Here is a 15,961-nt window from a genome sequence, read left to right as displayed (position 1 = left end):
TACCCACTAATTCACAGCCATAATAATAATAGGGTTTTTATAAAAATTATTTATTACTTATTATTAGTTCTAATACTACGGGCCTGCGAATTTTAAATTTGTTTTTTGGGTTGCCGGGTTCGTAACATTGCACTGTCGAAAAAAAATTGTGACGATGAACACAGAAACGCTCGCCTCCGCTTCCGCTGAAATTGAACAAAAAGGTTTCCTGGATCTCGAAGTGGATCCGACACTGGATCTGTTTGCCGAGATCGAGCGGTTGAAGAAGGAAAAAAATGCAATTGTTCTCGCGCACTACTACCAGGATGCGGATATCCAGGATATCGCCGACTACATCGGCGACAGCCTCGGTCTGGCACAGCAGGCAGAAAAAACAGAAGCCGACATGATCGTGTTTGCCGGCGTACACTTCATGGCTGAAACTGCCAAGATCCTCAACCCGACAAAAAAAGTGGTGATCCCCGACCTGAAAGCGGGATGTTCCCTGAGCGACAGTTGTCCGCCGCCGCTTTTCAAACGTTTCAAAGAGCAACATCCGGACCACGTGGTGGTGAGTTACATCAACTGCAGTGCCGGCATCAAAGCCCTCAGCGATGTGATCGTTACCAGCAGCAATGCCAAGATCATCGTGGATAGTTTCCCGCAGGACCAGAAGATCATTTTCGCACCCGACAAAAACCTGGGCGCATACATCAACAAAGTCACCGGACGCAACATGGTCCTGTGGAATGGCGCCTGTATGGTGCACGAAATTTTCAGCCTGGAAAGAATAACGAAGCTGAAAGTGCAATATCCGAAGGCCAAACTGCTGGCACACCCCGAATGTGAAGAACCTATTCTGCGCATTGCGGACTATGTCGGATCCACAACCGGCATTCTGAAGTATTCTCAGACCGATGATGCGCAGGAATACATCGTAGCTACAGAGACAGGCATTCTGCACCAGATGATGAAGGCAAGCCCCGGAAAAACGTTTATACCAGCTCCTCCCGACAATGGCTGCGCCTGTAATGATTGTCCGCACATGAAACGTAATACGCTGGAGAAAATCTATCTCTGCATGAAATACGAGCAACCGGCTATTGAAATGGAAGAACAACTCCGTCTCGCTGCACGTAAGCCGATTGAACGTATGTTGGAGATCAGTGCAAAGGCGGGGTTGTAATCAGATGCGCTGCAGTCTTGAAGCAGCTTCTTCCAATGTCGTTTCTCTTTTTGCGAAGCAAAACCTTATCACGCCGTGATCGGTTGACTGCTGATAAAATACGGAAACAGGAATGGCTGCAACACCATATTCCCTGGTAATACGTTTACAAAACTCCACATCATTTTCTTCTGAAATGCGGTTGTAGCGATACAACTGAAAATAACTCCCGTGTGAAGGCAGTGGATCGAACCTGGATGATTGCATCAGACCCGCAAAATGATCCCGTTTACCCTGCATCATTTTTCCCAACGAATTATAAGTAGAAGGATCCTGCAGGTAAGCAGCCAACGCAACCTGTGAAGGCGAATGACAACTGAAACAATTGAATTGATGAACTTTTCTGAACTCGGACATCAATTCAGCGGGTGCTATGCAATAACCCAATTTCCATCCGGTACAATGGTATAATTTTCCGAAGGAAAAACAAACAAAGCTCCTCTCTCTCAGCTCGGGAATACGCAATACGCTTTGATGTGGTATTTCATCAAAAATGAGGTGTTCGTAAACTTCGTCGCTGAGAATAAGTATGGAAGTGTCTTGTACAATCGCAGCCAGTTGTTGCAGGTCTTCCGGATATAGAACTGTGCCGGTTGGATTATGCGGACTGTTCAACATGATCATTCTCGTGCGCGGTGTGATCTTGTTTTTCACTTCCTCCCAATCGATGCGGTAATCGGGAAAACTGAGGTCGACGAATACCGGTGTGGCGCCATTGAGTACGATATTGGGTATGTAGCTGTCGTAACAGGGTTGGAATACGATCACTTCATCACCAGGCTTTAATACAGTTGTAAGCGCGGTATAAATAGCATAGGTGCCACCGGGTGTGATGGTGATATCCGTATCCGGATTTACGGATGCATTGTAAAGACTAAGTACTTTTTGGGAAATGGCTTCCCGCAGGGGAAGATAACCCTGCGTGGGCACATACTGGTTGAAGCCGTCATGCATGGCTTTATTGACCAATGACATAAGTTCTTCCGGCATATCATAGTCTGGAAAACCCTGACCGAGGTTGATGGCTTTGTGTTCATTGGCCAGAGCGCTCATGGTAGTGAAGATGGTAGTGCCTACTTCGGGGAGTTTGGATTGTATACCTGTTGTCATGATATGCAATTTACAGGATGAATGGATGAAATAAAAAAGCCTCCCGGAGGAGGCCTGTGTTTTTATTTTATTGTTAGTTGGGACATTTTCAATTCATTCTTACCAAACATTTTGACCCGGGTTGCTGGTATTAAAATGGTACTACCATTAATATAAGCGCTTCTTGGCATCATGATACCATCGGATGAATTATCGTAGATCATTTTACGTTTCATGGTGCCTGTTACCAGGTCAACGCTGATGCCGTAAAAATTACTTTTCTTTTTGAAATTATACACACGTTTTACTTTGTGTCCATATTCGGGATTAACATTATTGCTTTGGTGATCATTCATCAGAATGATGAGTTTATCCTTATTGATAAGGGCAGCAAAGGAGGAAAAATAAGGGTGGGCAGTTTTTCCTGAGAAATAATCTTCTTCTGAGCGGGTGATATTAGGATTCTCGTATTTTTCCTGTTGTTTCTTTGGAATACTGTTGACCCATTTAACCTTTCCCTCGGCGTTAAGTCCTATAAGTAAAATGTCTTTTGTTGTATAACTATAAACGGTAGTATATGTGGTCATATTACCGCTTCTATTCTGTGTTTGATAAACATATAGCTGTGATATTTCTGCAGTAATAACCATCGAGTTGTCTGCCGGATTGATCAGTACAGATTTGAGAACATAATCATTTGGTATTTCCTCTTCCTCGTCGTCATCATCCTTTTTCTTTTCTTCTTTTTTGGACTTCTTGCTATCATCGTCGTTATCGTCATCTGCATCTTCTGTATAGTTCTGGCCGATCATGGAAGCATTGATCTCTTTGTAAGAGGTGAGGAGTAATTCGTTTTTATCTGTGTCTATTTTGCTCAGGAAAAATCCGCTTAAATCTTTTTTCTTGGGATCGGTAGCATAAAAGCCGGCAAGAGCTAATGTGCCATCTGTATGCTCGATAAGTTTTCCACTAATAGCGAAACGCTGATCGGCGGTAATAGGAATTTCTTTCTCTTTTTTTCCTGCTTTTGTGTAAATGTGCAGTATATATTGTTTGAATACCCAGCGTTTCTTTTTACGTTTTCCAACCTGTGTTTCTTCCGATTCTTTACCCAGTACAACGATCTTTTCATTGGCAGTATAAAATACATCCTGGATACTGAATTGCTTAGGCGTAAATCGAAAATCAATGGTAGCCGTGGCTTCTCTTTTAAGTTGGGGATCCAGTACCGCGGTAACTAAAGACACCCTGTCTTTATTGGAAACGTTGGCAGCAAAAAGTAATTTTTTTCCATTGGAAACAGGTGCAAATTTTACTTCGAAATCATCACGCTTATCTTCCAGAGGAAAGGTTCCTATCTCTTTGGCGTCTTGTTTTATTTCGCCAGTGGTCTTGTTGATTTTGCGGGCATATAAGGTGAACGTTTTTTCTTTCCTGGTATACTCTGTGGAAAACATCACCAGCTCTTCGTCGATCGGGTAGAAGCCACGAAAGATGGAGCCACGCAATTCTTTCCGGTAATCTTTTTCATAAATATCGTTGTAGTTTTTATCGAATTTGTAAAGTTTTGCTCTCAGGTTCCAGGACCATCTTTGTTCGGCAAAATAATTACCGGTTTTGTCGCTGGCTACAATGTCGAGGTCGGATGAGTATTTACTTACTTTTATTTGATCCCCGCTGATGAGTTGATAATTCTGGGAAAAACTACATAGTGATAGCAACAGCGTAAATGCTGCAAAAAATAACTTCTTCATGTTGGTGATGGCTTGTTAAAAATTGGTGGCTTATTTTTTCTTTTTTGGTTTGGCTACGAGTTCATAAGAGTGATCGATCCACTCTTTGATCAGTTTGGCGGGAACGGTTCCATCGAGTATGACCGTGTTCCAATGTTTTTTATTCATGTGAAAACCCGGCTGTACGGCATGATAGGTTTCGCGCAGTTCGAGCGCGAGATCGGGATCACATTTTACATTGAATTGTGCCCGATCTGAGTCGAGTGGCAGCAGGAGGAAGATCTTATCGTTTACTTTGAATACAAGTGTATCCGGTCCGAAGGGTAGTGTTTCTACTGCATCCGGTTTGGAGAGACAATAATCTCTGATCACTTCGATATCCATTGCTATTAGTTTTTAAATTCAACTTGTTGATCGTCTACGCCCGGTTCGCCCTGCAGGCGCAGGAAGATACGTGCCAGGGTGATCACGTCTTTCTGACAATAGGTGACGATACGATCAAGATTGCGTTCTTTCCAATATACTTCCCAAACCATACTACCATCGATATCATCTTTGGGTGTAGGAATAGACAGCGCAGTGGCGAGCAGATTGAGGGAGGTATAATTTTTAAAATCGCCGAATTTCCACAGCTCCAGTGTATCAAGATGCGTAATCTCCCAGGGCTTTTTGCCGGCGATGTTCAGCAATGATGGAAGGGGAATATTGTTGATGATCATGCGGCGGCACAGATAAGGAAAATCAAATTCTTTTCCATTGTGCGCGCAGAGATAACGCGCTTCATTGTTGTGGCTCCATTTATCGAGAATGGAGGAGAAAGCTGCCAGCAGTTGTGGTTCGTTATCGCCGGACAATGATTTGATAACAAGTTTGCGTTGATCACCTGATCCTTGCAGAAAGCCACAACTGATACAGACTATTTTTCCAAACTCTGCATAGATGCCGGCTCTCGGATAAATGCTTTCAATTGTTTCATCTTCCCGCGAGCGCAGTAAAGAAGCTGCTTTCTTTTGCCAGAGGTCTTTCCATGCATCCGGTACCTCTTCAAACTCCGCATATTGCGGCACGGTTTCTATGTCGATAAAGAGAACCTGGTTGACGGGGTAAGGCATAGTTTATAGTTAAAGGAATTTATCTCCTTTGTTGCGTTTGATCTCGGCAACGTATTCTTTGATCTCCTGTTCTTTGTCTTTTTTGCAAATCAGCAATACATCTTTTGTATCTACAATGATGTAGTCCTGTACGCCTTGCAGAACAACGAGTTTACCGTCGGGTACGTGTACCATGCAATTGCCGGCGTCTACTACCATCACCTGATCACCAACCACGGCATTCTGGAAATAGTCTTTTTCCATATTATCCCAGGCACTGGCCCATGTACCCAGATCGCTCCAGGCGAAGGAAGCAGGTATCACATACACGTTTTCCGCTTTTTCCATGATACCAAAATCAATAGAGATATTGGTGCATTGCGGATAAATGGATTCGATGGCGGCCGCTTCTTCCGGTGTATTGAATTTGTCTTTTTCCGGGGCAAATACTTCATACATCTCCGGAAGATATTTTTCAAAAGCAGCGATAACATTTTTCACTTTCCAGGTGAAGATGCCCGCATTCCAGAGAAAGTCTCCGCTGGACACAAAGGTTTTGGCGAGTTCAAGGTTGGGTTTCTCCGTGAATGTTTTCACTTTATGCACACCTGGCGCGGCTTCCGGTGCTTCATGCTGGATATAACCATAACCCGTATTGGGTGAAGTGGGTTTGATACCGATCGTTACCAAAGCATTGATATGATCTACAAATCTGAATGCATTGTTAGCCGTTTCAATAAACGCCTGCGTATCGAGGATGAGGTTATCGGCGGGCGCAGCGATCATTAAGGCATTGGGATCTTTCTGAAATAATTTGAAAGCGATGTACGCAATGCAGGGCGCTGTATTCTTGCGTGAAGGTTCCGCAAGAATATTATCTGCAGAAATACCGGGTAGTTGTTCTTTTACCTTCTCAACATATTCTTTGGAGGTGATGATAAAGATATTTTCTGCGGGAACGAGTTGGCTATAGCGGTCGAAGGTCTGCTGTATCAGCGTACGTCCTATTCCAAGGATATCGAGAAATTGCTTAGGATGGTTGGCGCGGCTCATCGGCCAGAAACGGCTGCCGATACCACCGGCCATGATGGCTACATAATGATGTTTGTTCATGTACGTTGATTAACGCTTGATTAAGACCGGCAAAACTATCTATTTTTTACGTAGTAAATGTTTGGCCGACGTCAGATAATACCTTCTTTAACAAGATCGTGAAGGTGAATGATGCCCAGGTACACTCCGTTGTCGACCACAGCGAGTTGTGTGATTTCGTTTTTACGCAGAAGATCCAACGCTTCAACCGCTAATTGATCAGCTTGAATGGTTTTGGGATTTTTGGTCATAATATCAGAGGCAGTGATGCTATCGTTGATGGTAAGATCATTTTTTAACATCCGGCGAAGGTCTCCGTCGGTGATGATACCAAGTAATTCTTTGTTGTCGCCGGTAACGGCGGTAACACCCAGTCTTTTCCGGGTCATTTCCATGATCACTTCTTTAAGTGATTGATTGGCAGTGACCTCAGGCTTTTCATTATTAATATAAAGATCAGAAACACGCAGGTAGAGTTTTTTACCCAGCGCTCCGCCGGGATGAAAACGTGCAAAGTCATCACTGCGGAAGCCTTTTTCTTCCATCAGGCAAACAGCCAGCGCATCGCCCATTACGAGCTGGGCAGTAGTGCTGGATGTAGGAGCGAGGTTGTTGGGACAGGCTTCCTGGTCAACCGTTGTATTGAGCAGGATATCGGACCTGCGGGCCAGATACGACTGATCATTACCAGCGATGGCGATCAGGGTATTACCAAAATTGCGGATGAGCGGAACAAGCACCTTGATCTCCGGACTTTCCCCGCTTTTACTGATAATAACAACAATATCATCCTGTTGAACGATGCCCAGATCACCGTGAATGGCGTCTGCGGCATGCATAAAAATTGAAGGAGTACCTGTTGAATTGAAAGTGGCAACGATCTTTTGGGCAATAACGGCGCTCTTGCCGATGCCACTGAACACCACGCGGCCTTTGCAGCGGCTGATGGTATCGACGGCTTTTTCAAAATCTTCGTTGATGTAGTTGGCAAGACCTGCTATGGCAAGTGATTCCAATTCAATCGTTCGTAAGGCAATTTGCTTAATTGTCGGTTTCATGAAGAGTACAAAATTAACCGTATTTATCATGAAAAGAATTTCGCAATCGATGTACTTAATTTTAACGATTCAGCACTTGAATAAACCATGTTTGATTCGTAAATTCGCTGCCCACTTAGTTACGGGCCCCGTCACACTGGCTAATCAGCCAAATGTCACGTATTAAACCTTCCTCATGAATCTCACCACCCGCAAGGATGGCATGAACGGGTAAAATTAAGTACCTTACTTATGTCGGCACTGAAGAAGTGCGATTGAAAAACTGAGCAATGGCAATATCAACCGAAAAGCGAACCACAGGTTCCAAAAAACTGAAGAGCAAGGACGCTGCTGCACCCAAAGAACGATTCGATCTTCACAAAGCATTACAGGAGAATTTTGGATTCGATAAATTTAAAGGCACGCAGGAAAAAGCGATTGAATCGCTGTTGGCCGGGCACGATACTTTCGTGATCATGCCCACCGGTGGCGGCAAAAGCCTTTGTTATCAACTGCCCGCCATGGTAAGTGAAGGCGTGGCAATTATTGTTTCCCCGCTTATTGCGCTGATGAAAAACCAGGTTGACCTGGTAAGAGGCTATTCAAGCAATGACGAAGTAGCGCATTTTCTTAACTCTACACTTTCAAAAAAAGAGATCAAGGAAGTTCATGATGACCTGCTTACCGGACGTACAAAAATGTTGTACGTGGCCCCGGAAACACTCACCAAACAAGAGAACCTTGAATTTTTCTCCGATCTTAAAATATCATTTTTCGCGGTTGACGAAGCACACTGTATTTCGGAATGGGGACACGATTTCCGGCCTGAATACCGCCGCCTTCGTGAGATGATGATCCAGATCAATCCCGATGCACCGGTGATTGCGTTGACGGCTACTGCAACACCCAAAGTGCAGAGCGATATCACGAAGAACCTCGACCTGCGTGAACCCAACATCTTTATCTCTTCCTTCAACAGACCCAATCTTTATTACGAAGTACTGCCGAAGATCAAGAAGAATCAGACCAACGAAAGTATTGTCCGCTTTATCAAAAGCATGAAGAAGAAAAGCGGTATCATTTATACATTGAACCGCAAGACCACTGAAGAAATGGCGGCATTGCTTGAAGCAAACGGCATAAAAGCGGTTGCCTATCATGCCGGTCTGGATGCTAAACTGCGTGCGGAAAGACAGGATCAGTTTCTCAGTGAGGATGTGCAGGTGATCTGTGCTACGATCGCATTCGGTATGGGCATCGATAAGCCGGATATCCGGTTCGTTATCCACTATAATATTCCCAAATCAATAGAAAACTACTACCAGGAAACAGGCCGTGCAGGTCGCGATGGACTGGAAGGAAAATGTGTGCTGTATTATTCACACAAGGATGTGAGTAAACTCGAACATTTGATGCGTGATAAGCCATTAAGTGAACGCGAAGTTGGCGCGCAACTGATCAATGAGACGGTTGGATTTGCTGAAACCGGAGTCTGTCGCCGTAAAGTATTGATGAGTTATTTCGGTGAGGAATATGAGCAGGAGAATTGCGGACAATGTGATAACTGTAAGCAACCGAAAGAAAAGCTGGAAGCAAAAACAGAAGCGCAATTGGTGTTGAAAGCCGTTAAAGCGCTGGATGAAAGATTTGCCACAGAATATGTAGTGCAGATTATAAGTGGAAAACTGACACCGCAGATCCAGATGTTCCGCCACGAAGGAATAGAAGTATTTGCGAGTGGAAATGATAAAGATGGTTTTTACTGGAACTCACTGATCCGTCAGATGTTGTTGGGCGGATTGCTGACGAAGGATATAGAGGAATATGGTGTGTTGAAACTGACGAAGAAGGGTGAAGCATTCCTGAAGAAGCCGAAGAGTTTCTCTGTGGTGTTGAACAATCTGTACAAGGATGCCGATGAAGATGACGAGGAAGTAGTTGAAACAAGTACCGGTGCCGCTACTGACGAGAAACTGTTTGAAATGTTGAAGGAATTGCGGCAGAAGGAGGCGAAGAAAAAGAACCTTCCTCCGTTTGTAATATTCCTTGAATCGTCCTTGCAGGACATGGCCACGATGTTCCCGATGAGTGTAACCGACCTGGAAAAATGCCAGGGTGTAAGCAAGGGTAAAGCGATCCGTTACGGAAAACCTTTCGTGGAAATGGTAGCGAGATATGTGGAAGAAAACCAGATCACACGCCCCGATGATTTTGTGATGAAGAGTGTGGTGAATAAAAGTGGGAATAAAGTATATATCATTCAGAATACGGATAAGAAGGTTTCTCTTGAAACAATCGCCAGGAACAAGGGTTGGAGAATGGATGAGATGCTGGAGGAAATGGAAACGATCGCGGCGAGCGGGACCAGGTTGAAATTGGATTATGCGATTGACGAGATGCTGGATGAGCATGAGCAGGAAGAGATCATTGAATATTTTAAAGGATGTGAAACGTCTTCGCTGCAGGTAGCTTTGGAGGAACTGGCCGAATTTGATTTCAACTGGGAGCAATTGAAGATCATGCGGATCAAGTTCTTAAGTGAATACGGAATGTAAAAAACTATTGGAAAAAAGGGTGTGGAAATGTCTTTTTTCCGAAAAAACGGCTATTTTTGCGCTCCGCTGTTATGGAAGGATAGTGTAGTAATGGTGCGGAAAAGGTGCGGTATCCGCCCTTGGCGGAAAAGAACTGAAAGATAATGGTGCGGTAGCTCAGTTGGTAGAGCAAAGGACTGAAAATCCTTGTGTCGGCGGTTCGATCCCGCCCCACACCACGGAATAGACCTGGCAGAAATGCCAGGTCTTTTTTTACGGTAGAAGGTGGGGGAAAAATTTCTATGTCAGGAGGAGTGGATGGGCGGTATCCGCCTTTGGCGGAAAAGGACTGAAAATCCTTGTGCCAGTGTCGCCGTGGCGCATCGGCGGTTCGATCCCGCCCCACACCACGGAAATGCCCGGCAGAAATGCCGGTTTTTTTTATGATAAAAAGTGAGTGAAAAGTTTCTATGTCAGGAGGAGTGTATGGTGCGGTATCCGCCTTTGGCGCGCCGGCGGTTCGATCAGATTGGATTTGTAAGAATAACAAGAACGTCAGCCTTTATCCCTGCTTTTTCTGGTTGTTGGCTTAAATGGATTCACCTCATCGACCGACCCCGGCAGAATGTGTTCCTGTTTCACCAGGATTACTTCATTCCCCATAACACAGAAACCAAACTCATAGCAGAATCGGATAGCGGGTTGATCCGCAACCGGCGATAGAAGGTGGGTGTGATATTGAAAATTGAAACCCGTGCTGTCGAGCAAAGCCTTTTCAATTCTTACATGACTTACCCGGCCACGCAAAAGTTTTTCAAGTATACGCCGGTTGCGGTGAAGGATCTGATTAATATGACGAACGAAAGGATTGGCAGCAATCTTCCTTTGGTTGTTGTGATTATTACGGCATTGATCGTCGCAGAATTTTTTATCTGCCCGTCCACGTAGCGGCTCATTACAATATAAACAGATTCCGGTATAGTCCATAGCTATTGATTGGCAGGACAAATATCGGAGAGGCCATAACGATAGCCGTGTTATAAATACTTATGTTTTTTGATTTTATTACCCGTTTATTATACGGCTTTCATTTTCCCGGTAAGTTAGTTTTGCTTTTTATCGTATCAGCAGTATTGTTCCTTTCCGGGTTTCTGGAGCAGCACCATTTAGTGAGAAGCGCGCAAACCAGGTATAAACAGTAGATGAAGATGTTGTTCCCTGTATCCGCCCATCCCATTTTTTGTAAGGGTCATTGGTAAAGAAAATCCGTTGTCCCCAACGATTGTAAATGGAAAATTGATATTGCGATAAGCCGGCAAGATTACCAATAGGGCCGAACAGATCATTGCGGCCATCATTGTTGGGTGTAAAAGCAGTTGGAAAATAGATAGCGTTGCAGGCAGGATTGACCTGTACTATTATGGCATCAGATGTTTGACATCCATCAGTCGATTCGACAAGGAGCGAATAGTTTCCTGGTTCAGAGACAAGAAATGTTGAAGCCGTTGAACCATCTTGCCAAAGATAAGATTGATAGTTTCCTGGCGGGGATAACAATAGTGTTTCACCAAAGCAAAGTGTTGTGTCTCGTCCTAAATCGAGTGGAGCAATCGATCCTCTATTTTGTACGGTAAGTACCGGCGTGGAGGTTGTACAGTTATTGGCATCGGTGATCGTAATGATATAGTTCCCTGGTGGCAGTGTTGTTGCAGATGCTCCGGTTACGGTTGATGGAGTCCAGGTATATTGATAAGGAGTAGTTCCACCGGTTGCATTTGTTTGTATACGCCCATTGTTATTACCACAAGTAGCATCAACAACTGAGGTGGTAACGGATAATGCAGCTGCAGGTTGTGTGATGGTTTGTGTGTATTGGGCAATGCACCCTAATTGGTCACGCGCGGTTAATGTATAAGTGCCGGCCGAAAGATTTGTTGCATTCGGTTGTGCTCCGCCGGATGGAGACCAGCTATAAGAATAACCAGGAGTACCACCGCTGATGGTTGTTGTAATACTTCCATTTGTTCCGTTGAAACACGAAACATTTGTGGAAGATTGTCCGCTAATCACCGGGGCATTCTGATCATTTAATATTACCGTAGCTGTGTGTGTACAGTTGCGTGAGTCGGTAATAGTAATAGTGTAAGTTCCGGAGCGAATATTGTCTGCACGTGAACCTGTACTTACATTGGGCGACCAGGAGTAGGTATAACCGGGAGTGCCGCCGGTTACGGCAAGATCGATGGATCCATTTGCCGTGTTGCAAGCCGGAGCTACGGTTGTGGCCGTATGTGTAATTGCCGGAGGATCGAAAAGTGTAATGGTGGAACTGGCCGGACAAGCATTGTTACTCGATACTGTAACGGTATAATTGCCTGCTGAAAGATTTGTTGCATTGAGCGTATTCTGCGCAGGTGTTGTTGACCAACTGTAACTAAGCGGAGCATTGTCGCCGATTACGGTTACTGATGCTGTTGCATCGCTGGCGCCATTGCAGGAAACTGGCGTTACTTCAACACCGTCAGCTTCAAGAACTGTAATATTTTGCGTAGTTGTTGAAGAGGCATTATCCGGACCACCAACTGTAAGCGTTACCGTATAAGTACCACCGCCGGAAAAAAGATGTGATGGATTTGCGTCCGAAGATGTGTTGGCGGCTCCCGTTGAGGGATCACCAAAGTTCCACTGAATGCTAGTGGGGCAGGGAGTGGATGTATTCGTGAAAGATACCTGCTGATTACCTGTACAGGTATAGGTGAAGGATGCCTGGTTAACAGGGGCTTCACCGATGAAGATATCATCTATTGCAAAACCATTGAAATTGTTACAGGTTGTACCGGCACCAAACGTAAAACGGAAAACAACAGAAGACTGACCGGCGAGATTCGGGAAAGTATGTTTTGCTGTAACCCAGCCGTTGCTACCGAAACCACCCTGGCAGCTTCCCTGTGTAGGGCGACTGTTGCCGCTCCATCCCGCCGTAGTTGAACCCAGCGGACTAAGCCCTCTGATGGTTGGATAATTGAACCAGTTTTCATTTAGACAATTTGTTGGATCGCCTGCGGATCCGGCAGTGGTCCAGGTGACGCCATTATCCAATGAATATTGAAAACCGGCACCATCCCAGATCCGCTCGATTTCCCAGAAAACTTTGAATGCTATAAAGGGATGCGTCACGTTTGTAAAATCAAAACAAGGGCTTCGGAGCCAGGAGGCTTCGCCGTTGTTGTAGAAGTTATCGAAGAGCCCGCCAGTAATCCAACACCTGGTGCCCGAACCAGCGCGATTAATAATTGATTTGGCAGGTGTTCCCCATGCCCAGTCTGAAGCGGTACCGCCTGTAACCCAGTTACCATCGGTTGCTTCAAAACTTTCGGTATAGGGAAATGAATTGATCCGCGTCGGACATTGTCCATATATATATGTCGGAACGATCAATCCTGTAAGAAAGATCAGGCCAAGCAGCAATAACCTCGATGTCCGGAGTGGCTTAAACATGACGTTCGGTGCAAACGGCAAAACTAATATTAATGCCGCAGGTAAAGAAGCTTGATTTGTTAGGGTATTCTTATCTTCCCATGTATACCATCAGTATCTGCACATCACTGGGATTGATACCGGAGATGCGACTCGCCTGCCCTAAAGTACGCGGCTTTACGCGGAGCAGTTTTTCACGGGCTTCATTACCGAGAGCCGGTATTTTGAAATAGTCGAAACTATCAGGTATTTCCAGGTTCTCCAGTTGACTCATCCTGTTTACAAGATCTCGCTCCTTCTGGATATAGGTATCGTACTTGATCTGGATAGCCGATTGTTCCAGCGCTTCGTTGTTGAATGAATTGAGGTGTTCGGCAAGTTTGGGAACGTTGTCGATCAATTCGGCCAGACCAACATTTGGCCGTAGGAGAATTTTGTCCGCGCGTTGTTTTTCGGAAATCGGAGAAGAGTCGAGGGAAAGTAGATAACCGTTGATTTCTTCCGGCTCGAGCTGAATATCGTGAAGTAGTTTTTTTATTTGTTGTACGGCAGTTTCTTTTTTTGTCAATCGTTCCATTCTTTCATCCGACGCGAGACCGATCGCGTGACTCAGTCCGGTTAGTCTTATGTCGGCATTATCCTGGCGGAGCAAAGTACGGAACTCTGCACGGGAGGTAAACATGCGATAAGGTTCTTCGGTTCCTTTGCTGATCAGGTCGTCGATGAGCACCCCGATATAAGCCTGACTTCTTTGAAGAATCAGTGGAGCAAGTTCCTTTGTTTTTTGGTGCGCATTGATCCCGGCCATCAAGCCCTGGCAAGCGGCTTCTTCATACCCGGTAGTACCGTTTATTTGTCCTGCAAAAAACAGATTCGATATTAGTTTAGTTTCTAATGTGTGTTTGAGCTGCGTTGGTGGGAAGTAATCGTACTCAATGGCATAGCCTGGCCGGAAGATGCGGACATTCTCAAAGCCGGGAATAATACGAAGCGCTTCGTATTGTACATCCTCGGGCAGAGAAGTTGAGAAGCCATTTACATAGATTTCAACAGTATTCCATCCTTCCGGTTCAACGAAGATCTGGTGGCGTTCACGCTCTGCAAAACGGTTGATCTTGTCTTCAATACTGGGGCAATACCGGGGACCAACACCGTCAATCCGTCCGGCGAACATGGGGCTTCTGTCGAAGCCGGTTTTCAGAATATCGTGTACTTTATTATTGGTATAAGTGATCCAGCAGGAAACCTGTTTGGCTGGTTTTGGAACGGGCAGATAGGAGAACCCGCTGATGTCGTCATCACCAGGTTGTTCTTCCATTTTTGAATAATCGAGGCTTCGGCCATCCACCCGGGGAGGAGTTCCCGTTTTAAGCCGGTCGCTTTCGAAGCCGAGAGAAACCAGCTGTTCTGTTATGCCAGTAGCTGCTTTTTCCGCGGCGCGGCCGCCCCCAAAGTTCTTTTCTCCGATATGTATGATACCATTAAGAAAGGTTCCGTTGGTAAGCACCACCGCTTTTGATTTGATCTCATGGCCTAATCCAGTAATTACCCCTTGCGCTTTGCCGTCTTTGATGACAAGGCCTTTTACCATGTCCTGGTAAAAATCTACGTTTGGCGTTTTTTCCAGCATCTCTCTCCAGGTAGCAGCGAAGAGCATCCGGTCGTTTTGCGTACGGGGACTCCACATGGCCGGTCCCTTTGAACGATTGAGCATGCGGAACTGGATCATGCTTTTGTCCGTAACAATGCCCGAGTAACCTCCGAGGGCATCGATTTCCCGGACGATTTGCCCTTTGGCAATTCCTCCCATGGCTGGGTTACAACTCATCTGGGCAATCGTCTGCATATTCATGGTCACCAACAGAACCTTGGAGCCAAGATTGGCTGCAGCCGCTGCCGCCTCACAACCGGCATGACCGGCACCTACCACTATAACATCGTATTCTGGAAACATGGGAGCAAAGGTAGGATAAAAGCAGGAGCTCGCTTGTTCCACGTGGAACGCGTCTATCGGATGGAGCAGTTCGACCGCTGTAGTTTCACGTGAAACTTAGCCCGTTTGTTACGTAATAATGAGCGGCCAGATGTTCACGTTCCACGTGGAACGGGTGCGACGTTCAAGCTTGACGGAATTATGCGGCTTCTTTGACGTGCAGCATCGTTCTTCTTTAGAGCAGACTGGTCTCTTATGTTTTGAATATGCCGAAGACCTTTGAAAGCACTTGGCAACCACCTTGTTCCACGTGGAACGAATGAACAGCTCGCATGGGAACTGGACCCAGTAATCTTTTTAAAAGCTAGATAATAATCTCACCCAACTGATGACCTTGGCTTATAAGCCGGATTCGCAGGGTTTTCAGGTTGAGATCTAAGCTACGGCTCCCTTATTCGAAGTTGCGCATGTTTCCGTTTCACGTGGAACATGGTGGCAATTGCCGATAACTGGTTCAGGTACTTGGGTGTTGAGAAGAGAGAGAGTTCGATTCTCCCTTGAGCTGGAACAGTGGTTCTGAACGCGGGGTATCGTTTCACGTGGAACCTGGATGGTGCGGTAGGAGAAGAACTAATAGGAGGCCGGTGTTTCGTAACATGGATGGTTTGAGTGTTTTGTTTCTTATCTGGACGCCGCAGAAGAAGTTTACAGGAAGTGTCTCCTTTGATGTTTCACGTGAAACGGGGTCCTTCGTAAGATGGTATGTGGTAT

At 45.4% G+C, this 15,961-nt stretch carries 11 protein-coding genes and 1 tRNA gene; 3 read left to right on the top strand and 9 right to left on the bottom strand.

The features are described 5' to 3' along the window. The first annotated feature begins 154 nt into the window (after positions 1-154). Entirely contained in the window at positions 155-1,165 is a 1,011-nt protein-coding gene (nadA, locus tag H608_RS0101410; RefSeq protein WP_028786101.1) for a quinolinate synthase NadA, read from the top strand. Here nadA and H608_RS0101405 read toward each other — a convergent pair whose 3' ends face one another. The 6 genes from H608_RS0101405 to H608_RS0101380 all read right to left on the bottom strand — a co-directional run bounded on the left by H608_RS0101405 (position 1,166) and on the right by H608_RS0101380 (position 7,267). Continuing rightward, complete coding sequence (locus H608_RS0101405) at positions 1,166-2,314, bottom strand: methionine aminotransferase (protein WP_028786100.1); 1,149 nt, start codon at positions 2,312-2,314, stop codon at positions 1,166-1,168. Positions 2,315-2,376: 62 nt separating this feature from the next. Next, positions 2,377-4,047: a hypothetical protein gene (locus H608_RS0101400; protein WP_028786099.1), complete on the bottom strand. Its 1,671-nt coding sequence runs from the start codon at positions 4,045-4,047 to the stop codon at positions 2,377-2,379. A gap of 30 nt (positions 4,048-4,077) precedes the next feature. Then, entirely contained in the window at positions 4,078-4,410 is a 333-nt protein-coding gene (locus H608_RS0101395) for an MmcQ/YjbR family DNA-binding protein (RefSeq protein ID WP_028786098.1), read from the bottom strand. A 5-nt stretch (positions 4,411-4,415) separates the two neighbouring features. Continuing rightward, complete coding sequence (locus H608_RS0101390) at positions 4,416-5,138, bottom strand: 3'-5' exonuclease (RefSeq protein WP_028786097.1); 723 nt, start codon at positions 5,136-5,138, stop codon at positions 4,416-4,418. Positions 5,139-5,147: 9 nt separating this feature from the next. Continuing rightward, a complete protein-coding gene (locus tag H608_RS0101385) occupies positions 5,148-6,230 on the bottom strand; it encodes a mannose-1-phosphate guanylyltransferase (protein ID WP_028786096.1) in 1,083 nt (360 codons plus the stop codon). A 71-nt stretch (positions 6,231-6,301) separates the two neighbouring features. After that, the gene (locus H608_RS0101380; RefSeq protein WP_028786095.1) at positions 6,302-7,267 is read right to left on the bottom strand and encodes a KpsF/GutQ family sugar-phosphate isomerase; all 966 of its coding nucleotides are present in this window, start codon (positions 7,265-7,267) and stop codon (positions 6,302-6,304) included. A 269-nt stretch (positions 7,268-7,536) separates the two neighbouring features. Here H608_RS0101380 and recQ point away from each other — a divergent pair, with 269 nt between their 5' ends. Further along, complete coding sequence (recQ, locus tag H608_RS0101375) at positions 7,537-9,801, top strand: DNA helicase RecQ (RefSeq protein WP_081658748.1); 2,265 nt, start codon at positions 7,537-7,539, stop codon at positions 9,799-9,801. Positions 9,802-9,946: 145 nt separating this feature from the next. Continuing rightward, positions 9,947-10,019 (top strand) — tRNA-Phe (locus H608_RS0101370). A 316-nt stretch (positions 10,020-10,335) separates the two neighbouring features. Here H608_RS0101370 and H608_RS24305 read toward each other — a convergent pair. The 3 genes from H608_RS24305 to mnmG all read right to left on the bottom strand — a co-directional run bounded on the left by H608_RS24305 (position 10,336) and on the right by mnmG (position 15,211). Further along, the gene (locus H608_RS24305) at positions 10,336-10,767 is read right to left on the bottom strand and encodes a hypothetical protein (RefSeq protein ID WP_071836898.1); all 432 of its coding nucleotides are present in this window, start codon (positions 10,765-10,767) and stop codon (positions 10,336-10,338) included. Positions 10,768-10,896: 129 nt separating this feature from the next. Further along, positions 10,897-13,278, bottom strand: coding sequence for a T9SS type B sorting domain-containing protein (locus H608_RS0101360; RefSeq protein WP_028786093.1), 2,382 nt, complete (start codon positions 13,276-13,278; stop codon positions 10,897-10,899). A gap of 70 nt (positions 13,279-13,348) precedes the next feature. After that, positions 13,349-15,211, bottom strand: a complete 1,863-nt coding sequence (gene mnmG, locus H608_RS0101355; protein ID WP_028786092.1) for a tRNA uridine-5-carboxymethylaminomethyl(34) synthesis enzyme MnmG — start codon at positions 15,209-15,211, stop codon at positions 13,349-13,351. Between the last annotated feature and the right edge of the window lie 750 nt (positions 15,212-15,961).

The organism is Terrimonas ferruginea DSM 30193 (assembly GCF_000425585.1).
GTDB classification, from domain to species: domain Bacteria; phylum Bacteroidota; class Bacteroidia; order Chitinophagales; family Chitinophagaceae; genus Terrimonas; species Terrimonas ferruginea.
This window is presented reverse-complemented; position numbering and strand designations above follow the sequence as displayed.

Bases quoted from the DNA above. Each gene is read 5' to 3' on its own strand.
- H608_RS0101400 (WP_028786099.1), bottom strand. From the start codon at position 4,047: ATGAAGAAGTTATTTTTTGCAGCATTTACGCTGTTGCTATCACTATGT.
- H608_RS24305 (WP_071836898.1), bottom strand. From the start codon at position 10,767: ATGGACTATACCGGAATCTGTTTATATTGTAATGAGCCGCTACGTGGA.
- nadA (WP_028786101.1), top strand. From the start codon at position 155: ATGAACACAGAAACGCTCGCCTCCGCTTCCGCTGAAATTGAACAAAAA.
- H608_RS0101380 (WP_028786095.1), bottom strand. From the start codon at position 7,267: ATGAAACCGACAATTAAGCAAATTGCCTTACGAACGATTGAATTGGAA.
- H608_RS0101405 (WP_028786100.1), bottom strand. From the start codon at position 2,314: ATGACAACAGGTATACAATCCAAACTCCCCGAAGTAGGCACTACCATC.
- H608_RS0101385 (WP_028786096.1), bottom strand. From the start codon at position 6,230: ATGAACAAACATCATTATGTAGCCATCATGGCCGGTGGTATCGGCAGC.
- recQ (WP_081658748.1), top strand. From the start codon at position 7,537: ATGGCAATATCAACCGAAAAGCGAACCACAGGTTCCAAAAAACTGAAG.
- H608_RS0101390 (WP_028786097.1), bottom strand. From the start codon at position 5,138: ATGCCTTACCCCGTCAACCAGGTTCTCTTTATCGACATAGAAACCGTG.
- H608_RS0101360 (WP_028786093.1), bottom strand. From the start codon at position 13,278: ATGTTTAAGCCACTCCGGACATCGAGGTTATTGCTGCTTGGCCTGATC.
- mnmG (WP_028786092.1), bottom strand. From the start codon at position 15,211: ATGTTTCCAGAATACGATGTTATAGTGGTAGGTGCCGGTCATGCCGGT.
- H608_RS0101395 (WP_028786098.1), bottom strand. From the start codon at position 4,410: ATGGATATCGAAGTGATCAGAGATTATTGTCTCTCCAAACCGGATGCA.